The organism is Streptomyces gobiensis, assembly GCF_021216675.1.
Classification (GTDB): Bacteria; Actinomycetota; Actinomycetes; order Streptomycetales; family Streptomycetaceae; genus Streptomyces; species Streptomyces gobiensis.
Window position 1 is genome coordinate 3162727 of sequence record NZ_CP086120.1, and the last position, 12181, is coordinate 3174907.

General features: G+C 64.5%; 16 protein-coding genes. 8 read left to right on the plus strand and 8 right to left on the minus strand.

The features are described from left to right. Positions 1-221 precede the first annotated feature (221 nt). From test1122_RS14705 to test1122_RS14715, 3 genes are all read left to right on the plus strand, one after another. Positions 222-812: a VanZ family protein gene (locus test1122_RS14705; protein WP_232269616.1), complete on the plus strand. Its 591-nt coding sequence runs from the start codon at positions 222-224 to the stop codon at positions 810-812. 620 nt (positions 813-1432) lie between these two features. Further along, positions 1433-2020: a Uma2 family endonuclease gene (locus tag test1122_RS14710; RefSeq protein ID WP_232269617.1), complete on the plus strand. Its 588-nt coding sequence runs from the start codon at positions 1433-1435 to the stop codon at positions 2018-2020. Between the two features lie 196 nt (positions 2021-2216). Next, a complete protein-coding gene (locus test1122_RS14715; RefSeq protein WP_232269618.1) occupies positions 2217-2429 on the plus strand; it encodes a hypothetical protein in 213 nt (70 codons plus the stop codon). Positions 2430-2977: 548 nt separating this feature from the next. On the opposite strand, the gene test1122_RS14720 is transcribed toward test1122_RS14715, so the two are convergent. The 3 genes from test1122_RS14720 to test1122_RS14730 are packed head-to-tail and all read right to left on the minus strand — an operon-like array spanning position 2978 to position 5909. Further along, complete coding sequence (locus tag test1122_RS14720; RefSeq protein ID WP_232269619.1) at positions 2978-3361, minus strand: hypothetical protein; 384 nt, start codon at positions 3359-3361, stop codon at positions 2978-2980. A gap of 21 nt (positions 3362-3382) precedes the next feature. Continuing rightward, positions 3383-5761 carry a hypothetical protein gene (locus tag test1122_RS14725; RefSeq protein ID WP_232269620.1) on the minus strand — a complete coding sequence of 793 codons (2379 nt, stop codon included), beginning with the start codon at positions 5759-5761 and terminating at the stop codon, positions 3383-3385. 10 nt (positions 5762-5771) lie between these two features. Then, positions 5772-5909 carry a hypothetical protein gene (locus tag test1122_RS14730; protein WP_232269621.1) on the minus strand — a complete coding sequence of 46 codons (138 nt, stop codon included), beginning with the start codon at positions 5907-5909 and terminating at the stop codon, positions 5772-5774. Between the two features lie 270 nt (positions 5910-6179). Here test1122_RS14730 and test1122_RS14735 point away from each other — a divergent pair, with 270 nt between their 5' ends. Next, positions 6180-6626, plus strand: a complete 447-nt coding sequence (locus test1122_RS14735) for a hypothetical protein (RefSeq protein WP_232269622.1) — start codon at positions 6180-6182, stop codon at positions 6624-6626. A 24-nt stretch (positions 6627-6650) separates the two neighbouring features. On the opposite strand, the gene test1122_RS14740 is transcribed toward test1122_RS14735, so the two are convergent. Next, on the minus strand, positions 6651-7034 hold the full coding sequence (locus tag test1122_RS14740; protein ID WP_232269623.1) for a PIN domain-containing protein: 384 nt from the start codon (positions 7032-7034) through the stop codon (positions 6651-6653). Next, a complete protein-coding gene (locus test1122_RS14745; RefSeq protein WP_232269624.1) occupies positions 7031-7330 on the minus strand; it encodes a ribbon-helix-helix domain-containing protein in 300 nt (99 codons plus the stop codon). The genes test1122_RS14740 and test1122_RS14745 overlap by 4 nt, the downstream gene beginning before the upstream one ends. Positions 7331-7448: 118 nt before the next feature. Here test1122_RS14745 and test1122_RS14750 point away from each other — a divergent pair, with 118 nt between their 5' ends. The 3 genes from test1122_RS14750 (at position 7449) to test1122_RS14760 (ending at position 9070) form a co-directional block, all read left to right on the plus strand. Then, entirely contained in the window at positions 7449-7733 is a 285-nt protein-coding gene (locus test1122_RS14750; protein WP_232269625.1) for a carbohydrate-binding module family 14 protein, read from the plus strand. Positions 7734-7829: 96 nt separating this feature from the next. Further along, positions 7830-8618 carry a serine hydrolase gene (locus test1122_RS14755; protein ID WP_232269626.1) on the plus strand — a complete coding sequence of 263 codons (789 nt, stop codon included), beginning with the start codon at positions 7830-7832 and terminating at the stop codon, positions 8616-8618. Between the two features lie 137 nt (positions 8619-8755). Beyond that, positions 8756-9070 (plus strand): hypothetical protein, encoded by a 315-nt coding sequence (locus test1122_RS14760; protein WP_422397075.1) that lies wholly within the window; start codon positions 8756-8758, stop codon positions 9068-9070. A gap of 10 nt (positions 9071-9080) precedes the next feature. Here test1122_RS14760 and test1122_RS14765 read toward each other — a convergent pair whose 3' ends face one another. From test1122_RS14765 to test1122_RS14775, 3 genes are all read right to left on the minus strand, one after another. Continuing rightward, positions 9081-9572 (minus strand): Gmad2 immunoglobulin-like domain-containing protein, encoded by a 492-nt coding sequence (locus test1122_RS14765; protein WP_232269628.1) that lies wholly within the window; start codon positions 9570-9572, stop codon positions 9081-9083. Between the two features lie 86 nt (positions 9573-9658). Beyond that, on the minus strand, positions 9659-10354 hold the full coding sequence (locus test1122_RS14770; protein ID WP_232269629.1) for a peptidoglycan recognition protein family protein: 696 nt from the start codon (positions 10352-10354) through the stop codon (positions 9659-9661). A gap of 179 nt (positions 10355-10533) precedes the next feature. Further along, positions 10534-10671 carry a hypothetical protein gene (locus test1122_RS14775; protein ID WP_232269630.1) on the minus strand — a complete coding sequence of 46 codons (138 nt, stop codon included), beginning with the start codon at positions 10669-10671 and terminating at the stop codon, positions 10534-10536. Between the two features lie 171 nt (positions 10672-10842). Between test1122_RS14775 and tuf the strand changes: the two genes are divergently transcribed. Continuing rightward, positions 10843-12033: an elongation factor Tu gene (gene tuf / locus test1122_RS14780; protein WP_232269631.1), complete on the plus strand. Its 1191-nt coding sequence runs from the start codon at positions 10843-10845 to the stop codon at positions 12031-12033. The last annotated feature ends 148 nt before the right edge of the window (positions 12034-12181 follow it).

Below are 12181 nucleotides of genomic sequence, written 5' to 3' on the forward strand. Positions count from 1 at the left end.
GTGACCGCCCCTCTCCTCATGCGCCCGAGAACTATTCGATCATTCATTTCCGATCACGAATGTGACGGAAGCCATGATTCCGCCTCAGATCTTGATCAAATGCTTCCCGCGGCTGTTGTGCTCGAGGAGTGGACACCTGCTGCATGCCCGGTTCGCCCACCGTTTCGGCAGGTCCAACGGCTACGCGTCTCAGAGCCGTTGGGCCAACGGGGAAGTACTCCATGTGGAAAGTTGTTCTGTACCTCAGCCCCACAACAGCGGCCTTGTTCGTTGCGGCGATCGTAGGGCTGGCTGCGCTCGGCGCGTGGTGGTACGGCCGCGAGGACGGCGGTCGAGCGGTGTTGACGGCAAGAGTGCTGCTGGCGGCCTGGGCCGTTCTCGTCCTCATGGCTACCATCACACCGACACAGCCACTGGGTACCGGCGGCTATGACATCTCTTGGGTCCCCGGTGGAGGCCTATGGGAATCCGGCGGAAATGGCTACGGCCTTTTTCCGGAAGAGCGGGACATGCTTCTCCGCCAACAGGCAGCCAACGCCGCCATGTTCGTTTCCTTGGCGGCGCTGCTGGCCTTCTCGGCCCCAAGGTGGCCGCCGTTGGCTCTGATCGGTTCGTGTCTGGTCTTCAGCGTCGTCATCGAGGCCGTCCAGTTCGTCATGGCCGCTGGCCGAACCGTGGACGTCGACGACGTACTGTTCAACACGCTGGGTGGCGCCCTCGGAGTGTTCGCCGTCCGGCTGGCGGTGTATGCGGTGGGACGACTCATCCCCTCTGGAGGGCGTCGGCGCAAGCCAAGACTCGATCACTGCTGAGGTTTTACGCTTCTCAGCAGGAGTCGACCAGCTGGTCTACGTACCCAGGGCCCGAAGGATCTCTCCGACCCCACTCGCAGCCGCTCGGGCTTCCTGAGGATCAGCCAAGGGGTCTGCTGCGATTTCTTCACAGGCGTGAAAGCGGGCGGCACGCTGGGGCCAACGTTCGATGTTGACGACCGTGCCCCAGTGGGCTGCGAAGGCCCGGAGCGGTCCGATGTCACTGCTGTGCTGAGCGCTGGTCGCGGCCCGTGCCAAGTGCGCGTTCAGCTCCGGCAGGCGACTGGGAATGATCTGCGCGACAGCAGCGCGTAGGGCTTCTGGGGTCAGCGGTGGCATGGGGATGAGCGGAGCACTCGGCTCGGTCGGCTGGCTGCTCATGCTGACCTCCCTGCCCGTACGTAGCGCGCAGCGTCGCTCCACGCTCCTCTGATGACGTGCCTATCGCCACCACCCTGCCAGGCAGAAGCGGAAGTCAGACAACTGGGATGGTGCAATCAGCGTCTACAACGCGGCGGGTAGTGTGCTGACCGCGAACGTTGTCTACTGAGAACCACCCGCCCGGGTGAACCCCCATGAACGAGCCCACGTGGACCGTCCGTCGTCACCAAGGTGAGAGCGTGACCACTGACCCGATCGATTTGCTGATCGCCTTCGAAGAGGTAGCCGACGTGCCTGTCCGGCCGGAGTTCGTCGAGGGGAGGCTGATCGTGCCCCCATGGCCGTACGACGACCACCACAACGCGACCCGCTGCGACCTCGCATACCAACTCCGCACAGCGGATGTGCCGCTCGTCGGCTTCGGCAACGGTTACCGGATCAGCCTCAACGGTGAGTCCACGCACTCGCTGACCATCCCCGACTTCTACGTCCTGCATCGCAGGCCCAACGAGGTTGACGAGGCCTACCGGACGGCCCACAAGGGGTGGTACTCCATCGAACTGGTCGCCCTGGTCGGGGAGGTCACCTCGACCGACCACGAGACGGATTCCGGCCTCAAGTACCGCAGCTACGCTGCCGCCGGGGTGCCCGTCTACGTACTCATCCACCGCGAGGAGCGCACAGCGTACGCGTTCTCCGACCCGGTCCCCGGCGCCGACTCAGCCAAGGCCCACTACGCCACCAAGACCAAGGTCCACCTCGGCTACCCGCTCCCCCTCCCCGCGCCGTTCCCCGCCCTGGACACCTCCCTCCTGCTGGACAGCTGAACTCGCCCCGTCCTCCGCTGTCCTGCTGGGCGGCTGAGCTCTCGAGCTGAGGGCGCTGGGCAGGGCCAGCGAAGTCCCCTGCTTCGCTGCCCTGTTGATAGCCGAGCCACCCATGCCAGCGCGAGAACCGTTCACTTTCCGGTGAAGGGCAAGAAGGAGATACACGGGCCGTCATGCGGAGCGTACGGTGGCTGGCATGTCCGCGAAGGAACGGGTCACGATCACCCTCACCGCCGACATTCTGGCCAGCGCGAGGAAGGCATCAGGTGGAGACCTCTCCGCCTACATCGAACGCACTCTGCGTATACAGACCCTTACTGAAGCCGCACGGGCCATCAACGCATGGCGCCCGAACTCCACGACCGATACCGAAGAACTCCTCGATACCTTTGCCGAGGGCCACCGTTAATGCTGATGCGGCCATATTCATTCTCCACCGTGAATCCGCCTCCCCACTTATAAAGCATGATCAAGGGTTGGAACGGGTCATCAAGCTCGCCGAGCCGGGGATGAGCCAGAATGAGGTTGTACATCATTGAAATAGTCTCATGCTCATTGGGTAGCTCTCGGCGCTGAAACCACAGCCCGGCTGGCCTCTTCGACACAGATGAGTAACGGTGAATGCCAGGTACTAGCTGGCGCTCATCCCCTTCTCAGGCCACTCTCCCTTCTCTCGCCTCACTGAACTAATCTTGTAGAAGGCTTTGAGAAACGGGTGATCCGTAGGCCCGTCGTCGGGCTCTGCTCGGCCACTCGCCTTGCTGACCGATAGAGTGCGCAGCATCCTGCTGGGATCGTCTCCGAAAGCGTAACGAACTTCGATATCACATTCGGAAAGTTTGTGAAAGTATACCAATGAGGACATTGCCACTCAGCCTTGGTGAAAGCCCTGAGAAATATCAGCTCCGCTGAGGTTCAGGCCCGCGAGACTCAGCACCGCGCGCAATGGTTTGTCGGTCACAGGAGTTCAGCAACCTCGCTTGCCAGGCTGTCAAGTCGACCCTTCTCGACTGGTGGCATGGAATAGCTGAATCCTCGAATTCGTGACAGGAAGTCCTCTGGGAGTTGCACGTGGTACCTAGTGAGATAGAACCACAGGTCGCCGCGCCATACCCACTCGCCATCAGTGAAGATTGAATCTCCGCCTAGCAATCGCTTCTCCGAGCCGAGGACGTCCCCTACTGCGCCCATGATGCTCCAGAGCTCGTACCCCTCGTCTAGGTACCGTCGCACATCTTCCTCGTCAGGAATCGGGTCTGCTTGCAGGAAGTCTTTGATGCTCCCTGCAGATGTCCCGACCTTGTCTTCCCAAAATTCTTGATAGAATCCAGCGATTTTCATTTCTTAGCTCCTCTTTGAGCCTCAGGTGAGCACTGGTAGGAAGGTTCGCCAGTAGCCGCCGCCGAATATGACAGGCTCTTGCCCGGTGCCGCCACTTTTGTATGTTCCTACCTTATTGGTAGGTGCCTTGACTGGAACGCTAAGCTCATTGGCTAGGGCTTGAGCTGCTGGTACGGAAGTGTCTGCCAAATGAGCCGCCACTGTCCCCGAGTGGCATGATACAAGCCTCACCGGCCCCCCAGTGTAGTTGGGGTTGTTGCGGATAGCATCCGCGATGTGATTGGGGTGAGTATCTCCTGCGGGAAATCCTTTTCCTGCGGCGTTAACCCGACCCGGCTCAAAATATCCCTTGTTGTTCCCGTGGACCACAACGTCGTGATGCCCGTCCAGAGGCTTCACGTTGTCGTAATTTGAAAGCGTGCTCGAGTCATACCCGATCGCGGTAGACCGGTCTCTGAAGTAAACGGGATCACCAGTCTCAAGGACGATATCTCCACTCTCCTTCGGTGGAGCGGCGATCTCTGAGTCCGGCGAAAGACGGGCTGCCTGGTCTCGGCGAGTACCCAAACCATCAAACAGGTCATGCCCGGCAACGCCATTGGTGCCGTAGTCAAATCCAGCACTATCAGGTGCATGGTTGCCATTCGCGCTAGCCGAATCCCCTGTCTGGTCTCTGACTTCCGGTAGATCCGAGCTTCCATTACCGCTTTGCCTGTCTACACCTACAGAATTGTCCGGGAGGTCGCTGCCCGCGTTAGGGCCCGTTGTGACATCACGGCCGGTCGCGTCTGGCAGGGTGCCGTCGTCCGTGGCGTGGGTGGTGCCGCCTGCGCCGGTCGGCTCGGTACGGGTGTTGGAGGCGGTTGGTGTGTCGGGGGCTGCGCCGCCCGGGCTTGGGGTGTTGCCGTCGGCGTGGGCATTTGTGTTGGCAGGGGTGTTGTGGGCGCCAGTCAGGGCGGGTTCACGTCGGGGGACGGCCGTGCCGGTGCTGTCGGGGGTGCGGTCGGTGGCGGGGAGTTCGGTGGGGGCGTCGTTGGCGGGTTGTTTGAGGGTGCCGGTGGAGTCGATCAGGTCGCCGTTGGGGGTGAGGAAGGTGTTGTCGGCGGTCATGACCGAGCCCTTGGGCACGCCTGTCGTGGTGCCGCCGGGGAGGTCGATGGTGGATTTGCCTGGGGGGAGGTTGATGTCGTGGAGGGGTGTGTTGGGGGTGATGGTGTGGCCGTTGGGGAGGCGGAGGGTGCCGTCGGGGAGTTCGAGGGCTTGGACGGAGGTGAGGTTCTTCAGGCCGGTGGTGATGTCGGTGATCTTCGGGAGGGCTTTGATGCTGGTGCCGATGCCTTTGCCGAGGTAGGTCATGGGGTCGATGACGGTGCCGGCTTTGCTGGCGGCGGTGAGGACTTTGCCTGCGGTGCCGGCTTTGGCGGCGGTGCCGGCGCCGCCGCTGGCGAGGGTGGTGACCGCGTTGAAGGAGACCAGCCCGGCCGCGCGGGCCGGGTTTTCGCTCCACATGTCCCAGGCCACCAGTTCCTTGCCGACCTGCTTGGTGGTCTGGCGTGACTGGGTCATCCAGTCCCGGACCGGGCCGTCGGGCATCAGCTCGTAGGTGAGCGCGCCCAGGCCGGAGGTCATGGCCAGCCCGGTGGCCAGCTGCCCCAGGCCCTTCCACGCGTCGGCGAAGCCGTCACTCCAGGGGTTGACCAGCGTGCCCAGGCCCTTCAGGGTGCCCCAGATCCCGTCGACGATGACGCCGTCCCACACGAAACTCTTGACGTGCTGGTCCAGCCGCCACAGCGGGTACTCCTGCTCCACCGCACTGCCCCACGGCGTCTCCCCGGCCTTCTTCATGTCCTCGACACTGAGGCCGTACATGTTCTTGCCCTCAGAACCGTCACCGACGGTCCACTGGGTGCCGCCTACCAGCGCGGTGATCTTGTTGGCGGCGCGGCGTTCGGCTTCCCAGAACTGGGCGACCGTCGCGGAGATCTCGCGGACGAGGGCGTTGTTGAAGTCGACCTTGGTGCTGTCTTCCTTCCAGTCCTCATCACCCTGGAGGGAGCCGACGAACGTTCTGGCTTTGTCTTTGAGCCGCGCCAGCTTCGCGATCAGCGGGCGGGCCTCGGTCGCGTAGCAGCTCAGCGCGGCGGTGACCTTCTCCAGATCACCGGCGAAACCGTCGGCCTTCTCCCGCACCGGCTTGGTGGTGGCGAACAGCTGCTCCGCCTCCGGTGCGTCGTAGAACGCCGACAGGCCCTGGAAGCTGGAGTGGATCCCCGTACCGGTCTCCCGGATCGCGGACGCGTCCTTCTTCAGCCCGGCAATGTCCTTTTCCAGCTGCTCCAGATTCCCAGTGAACTCCGGTATCCCGGACGGGTCCACCTGCTCCTTGACCTCTTCGGCCACGCCCCCGCCCCTACCCCTTCTCCGCCTGTGCCTTCGTGATCTCTTCCACGTCCGGGCCCCGGGCCCCGGTCAGGGACTTGCCCGCCCGCGCACCGACGATCCGGCATCGCGACTGCTTCATCAGCGTCGGCAGAGGCTGATTCCCCATATCGAACTTCACGCCCGACAGCCCCTCCCCGTGGACTGCGCAGGCGGTCTCGTCGTATCAGGAGACGCACAAGCCACCCGTGACGCTACACAACTACCAGCACCGCTAAGGAGAATGCCACACGTATTCGGACACGACGGTGGGCTCCCTCAGCCAACGACGACCTGCGACGCGGGGGTCCTCCTTGGGGGGAAGCGGATGGCACCGCACTATGATTTGCGGTTCGGCCTTGGTGAGGTGCCTGGGCTGGGTTTGGCGTGAGGGGGAAGCATGCGTAAGACGGTTGGCGGAATAGCTCTGGTCGTGGTGGCCGCGTTGTTGACGGGGTGCGGCGGCGGTGCGGATGAGGACAGCGCCGGTAAGAAGGACGACACCGCCAAGTCGCCCGTGGAGTCGACGGCTGACGACGCACGGGGCGGGAAAGAGACGCGCGAGGTGACCCTGGAGGTCCAGGGCGACGGGAAGACCCAGGTCTTCTACGTGGCTGGTACCACCAAGTCCGAGCAGGTGACCCTCCCGTGGAAGAAGACGACCCAGGTCACCCTGGAGGGTGTGCAGCTGAAGGTCGGGATTCCGGTGTCCATCGTGCCCGGTCCGGTGCAGGGTTCCGACGGGCAGTTCAAGGCCGCGCCGTGCGTCATCAAGGTCGACGGAAAGAAGGTCGCGGACAACCAGGGCGGTGAGTCCGAGAAGGGCTGCCAGTACACAGTGAAGTAGCAGGCGCTCTCGGTAGGTGGGCGGTCAGAGGGTGTTCACCGGCATGACCGGGACTCCGAAGCCTTTGTATGACTGTGGCCTCGTCGTAGCGATCTCCCACCCCGCTGTGATGCTGGTGGCGACGGCATGGAGGACGGGCCACCCCTCTTCCGGGAAGAGTGTTGCGGCGATGCGCCCCATGGCGTCAGCGGATATTCTGTCGACACCTGCGATCTCCACGGCGGGCAGCTGGGCGAAGTGGGCAGAGATCCCTGGGCGTTGCCGGGTGGCTTCTGCCAGGCAGAGCGCGGGAACGGTGACGACGTAGAGCGGGTCCTCGTGCGCGGCCACGATGAAACCTGACAGCTGGCGGTTACCCTGCCCGACCGTGAGCAGTGAGTGATGGTCGAAGACGATGCCGCCGCTCACGCTGCGGAAGCTCCGGAGCCGCGGCGGGCAGCGGTTCGGGCCTTGTTCGCTGCGAGCATCCCGCGTGCCTCGACAATCTCTTCATCGGTCAGCGTCTGACCCCCAAGGAAGTTCTCCTCGATATACGCACGTGCTCGCTCGGCCTGCCGTCTGCGCTCCAGACGGTGACGCAAGGTCTCGTTGATCACGGCGGAGAGAGATGCGGACTCGCCTTGCTGGACTAGGCGCTGAAGCTCGTCGAGCACCTCTGTGTCGAGAGTGACGGAGATCGGCTTCTTAGGATTCTTTGCGGTCACGATGCGATGCTATCGCATCTCCATGGTGTGTTCTCATAAGTCGGCCTCGTGCGCCCACCTGGCGTAGCGTCCGCCCCCTTGGCCAGCACCTTGGTGGCCGTCGCTCGTTGACGACGGCATGATTGTTCACCGCGCGCTGAAGAGCGCTCTTGTGGCCACCGCCGCTGTAGCCGCCTGCCTGACGGTGGCCCCCGCTTCCGCTCAGGCGGCCGAGTCGTCCGAGAGTCCCTGTAAGGGCATGCCGGACCAGAACGTCGCCCATCCGTATGACCGCAGGGCGTACCTCTCCTGTGTGGATGAGCAGCTGTGGCTCACCTACTGCCCGGAGGGTCTGCACTACAACCCCAACAAGGCCCGGCCGCTGGGGGTGTGCGAGGACCCCAGGAGCATCAAGGAGGGCTAGCTGTTCTCGAAGACCGGGCGGTCCCGCGTCGGGGGACGGGACCGCCGCTTCCCGGGTCCGCTTGAGCGCGTGCCCCGGCTGGGTAGCCTCAGTGGCATGCTGTCCGTCTACGCCGCCCGGCTGGGCGCGGACGCCTGCGTCAGCCGTAATGCGGATCTTCCCCACTACGCAGCGAGCACCATGAAGGTCGCGGTGCTCGCGGCCCTGTACCGAAGCGGTCTGGATCTTGACGCGCCGGTGCCGGTGCGGAATTCGTTCTTCTCGGCCGTTCCGGGGCCCGCGTATGGCATCGTTCCGGACTGGGAGATCGATCCCGGTACGTGGCGGCTGGTGGGGGAACGTGCGTCACTGCGTTGGCTGGCGCGGCAGATGGTCGTGCACTCCTCGGACCTCGCCGCGAACCACTGCCTGGCCCATGTGGGCCTTGACGCCGTCGCGGAGGTATGGCGGCTGGCCGGGGCCCGGCACAGCAGCACCAGGCGCGGAATCCAGGACTTCGCCGCTCGCGCCGCCGGGGTCACCAACCTGGTGACCGCCGCCGATCTTGCCCGCCTGCTGTGCTGGCTGCCGGGTGACCTGCTGGAGCTGCTGGCCGAGAATGCGCACCGGGTCGATCTGGCGGCCGGTCTGCCGCCGGGGACATGGATCGCGTTCAAGAACGGCTGGGTCCCCGGGGTCCGGCACAGCGCCGGGATCGTCCGTCCCCCGGATGCCCCGCCCTATGTCATCGCCGTCTGCTATACGGGTCCCCTCGCTACGGGGCAGGCCACCGGCGACCCGGCCGCCCGTCTGCTCGCCCGTATCTCCGCCACCCTCTGGTCCCACCGCGATGGGCTCGGCGGCTCGCCGGATTTCGCAGGGACTTCCACCGATGGCTCGCTCTGACGGCAAATCCGACTTAGGCAGAGCAGGGCTGAAAAGCGCTGAATTCCCGGAGGGCATGCTCGAAACCACCGGTGCGAAAAAGGTTTCGCGGGCTCGCTTCAGGTAACCAAAGAAACGTGAGCAACGCCCATGAACCCATACCCCCAAACGCACGACACGGCCGGAGTCGGCGCGGCGCCGTGACAAACGGGGCAGCCACGGTCATCCGCACGATCGCGGACATCGCCGCAGGATTCCTAGGCCTGTGGATCTTGCTGTACCTGCTTAACGCCAACCAGGAGAACGCATTCGTCAGCTTTGTACAGAGCGTGGCCGACTGGCTCGCCTGGTGGTCTCAGGACATCTTCACCATGGAAAGCGACTGGCAGCGGGTCCTCCTTAATTACGGACTGCCCGCCGTGATTTACCTGTTGGTTGGGCACTGGCTGGCCGGACGGGTGCGCCGGCTCTGACCGGGGCCGGTCAGGCGCCGATCGGTACCCGCAGGATCTGGCCGGGGAAGATCCGGTCAGGGTCGCTGATCTGGGCTGGATTGGCCCGTACGATCCGTGGGTAGAGGGTGGCGTCTTCGTAGTGCTGCCTGGCGATGGCCGACAGGGTGTCGCCCGGCGCCACCACGTGCTCGCGGTAGCCGATGTAGCCGGGCACGATCCCGGGTCCGTAGATCGCGGGCACGGTCACCTTGTTGATCTCGCTGCCGTCATCGGCGCTGAACTCGAAGATCTGGATGAACAGCCGGTCGAGCCGGAAGGCCGCGCGGCTGACGTCGACCTCCAGCTGGAACTGCCCGTGCTCGCCGGTGCCGCCGCCGACCATGAAGTGCCCGGTCACCTCGTCATGGCCTTCGGTGATGCGGTACTGCAAGGTGGCCTCGAAGCCGACGCCGACACCGGCCACCTGCACCGGGTTGCCGACCAGGTCCAGCTCTCGCGGCTGGTCGATGCGATTGGTCATGAACCCTCCCCTTCAGTCCCTTCAGTGCGAAACTGACGTCTCTCACTCTCCGCGCCCACCCGGCGGTGGTCAACGGTGCCGCCGTCTCAGCCAGGCCGCATGGCGGACAGATAGGCGCTCAGCTTCCCGGGGCACTCCGTTGCCATAAACGTCTTGTGCCCCGTGATCGACGTTCCCGCGTTCCCCACGCTGCGCAGGTGCGCGATCGCGTTGCGGAAGCCCTGAATGAGCTGGTCGGTGATCGGGTCGTAGGCGCTGCCGCCGCCGACCAGCCCGCACACCGCGTAGTAGCGGTCATTGCCGTCGTTCGTGCCGTTCGCGGCGGTCCTGATTCCCACGCCGCGCCCTTCGAAGACATAGCCATGGACGCAGACCAGATAGGTGTAGGCGATGTCGTCCCAGCCCCTGTCGTCCATATGGGTGTTCTGGATGCCACGCACTTGCGCGGGGCAAAAGGAGTGTTTGCTGGCGGCGAAGCGTTTGGGCCCGAGGTGATGGACGGCGACGCCGCCTCGTGCCGGGTAGATCCGGGTGGAGCGCCTCTTCGGGGAGCGGGCACGCCACTGAGGGCGGCTGATGAAGCGCGGCATCACCAGGCTGCCCCTTTCCGCAAGGGGCACGGTCGGCAGCTCGTCCGGGTCGGCCGCGTAGGCCGGGCTGAAGCAGACGGTGGGAAGGGCCGCCGCCCCGGTGGCCACGGCAAGCGCCCTGCTGGTGAGGCCCAGAAAGCCACGGCGAGTGGTGTGCGTGCTGTTGGAATCGTGGTCGTGGTGGTCTGGCACGCTCTCCCCCTCGTCACGGGCCTTGCCACCATCGGCGATGGTGGCGGCATAAGTGATGAAGAGAATGGTATCGCGTCAAAGTCCGTATTAATACGGCAAGAAGGCCGTAGGGGAAATTCAACATCGGGAAACAGGCCGAGAGTTGGCGGGCGCCTTGGTGATTGCGGGCGCCTTGTTGATTACTGGGGCTGCTGCGGGCCCATCAGCTGGCGGAACGCCTCGGCGTGCTCGGCGGCCCACTGGGCGAAGGTGCGGGGTGCGGTGAGGTCCCGGACACCACCTCCGCCCCGTAGGGGAGGGAGGCTGCCGCCGGGCACCGGGTCAGGGCGCGTACGGGCTGGCCGGACCGGTGGGATCGTAGGACTTCAACTAAAGTTGAAGTCAAGTGCGTCCGGGTGCGCCGCCGAGTGGCGTACCGCTCCAGTAGTTATACGGTTACTTTGAGCTACGCCGCCCCAGATGAGTGGCTGTTCCGGAGGAGGACCCCAGTGGCGAAGGCAAAGTTCGAGCGGACGAAACCGCACGTCAACATCGGCACCATCGGCCATATCGACCATGGCAAGACCACCCTGACGGCGGCTATCACCAAGGTGCTGCACGAGGCGTTTCCGGACCTGAACCCCTTCACGCCGTTCGACGAGATCGACAAGGCGCCGGAGGAGAAGCAGCGCGGTATCACCATCTCCATCGCGCATGTCGAGTACCAGACGGAGAACCGTCACTACGCGCACGTTGACTGTCCCGGTCACGCGGACTACGTCAAAAACATGATCACCGGTGCCGCCCAGATGGACGGCGCGATCCTCGTGGTCGCCGCGACCGATGGTCCGATGCCGCAGACCAAGGAGCATGTGCTCCTGGCCCGCCAGGTCGGCGTGCCGTACATCGTGGTCGCCCTGAACAAGGCCGACATGGTGGACGACGAGGAGATCCTGGAGCTCGTTGAGCTCGAGGTCCGCGAGCTTCTGAACGAGTACGAGTTCCCCGGCGACGAGCTCCCGGTCCTCAGAGTCTCCGCGCTCAAGGCGCTCGAGGGTGACAGGGAATGGGGAGCGAAGATCCTTGAGCTGATGAGGGCCGTCGACGCAGCCATCCCCGAACCCAGCCGTGACGTCGACAAGCCCTTCCTGATGCCGATTGAGGATGTCTTCACCATCACCGGTCGCGGCACGGTCGTCACCGGCCGGATCGAGCGCGGCATCCTCAATGTGAACGCGGAAGTCGAGATCGTCGGCATCAAGGAGACGCACAAGACGACGGTCACCGGCATCGAGATGTTCCGTAAGCTGCTCGATGAGGGCCGGGCCGGTGAGAACGTCGGTCTGCTGCTCCGTGGCATCAAGCGTGAGGACGTCGAGCGCGGCCAGGTCATCGCCAAGCCGGGCTCGGTCACCCCGCACACGAACTTCGAGGCGCAGGCGTACATCCTGTCGAAGGACGAGGGCGGCCGCCACACCCCGTTCTTCAACAACTACCGCCCCCAGTTCTACTTCCGTACCACCGATGTGACCGGCGTGGTGACCCTCCCCGAGGGCACCGAGATGGTCATGCCGGGCGACAACACCACGATGAACGTCGAGCTCATCGCGCCGATCGCCATGGAGGAGGGCCTGAAGTTCGCCATCCGTGAGGGCGGCCGGACCGTGGGCGCCGGCCGGGTCACCAAGATCACCAAGTAGCCGGGGGAGGGGAGCAGGGCTGGGCCGGTCCCCCATTGTCTGAGAGCCAGTGCGTACGCTGTGCTCCCGCTCCCGCCGGGTCTGCCGCAGGCCACGCTTCGGCTTGCGGACACCGATCTGCGGCGGCTGGTCGCTGATCTGTGCAAGG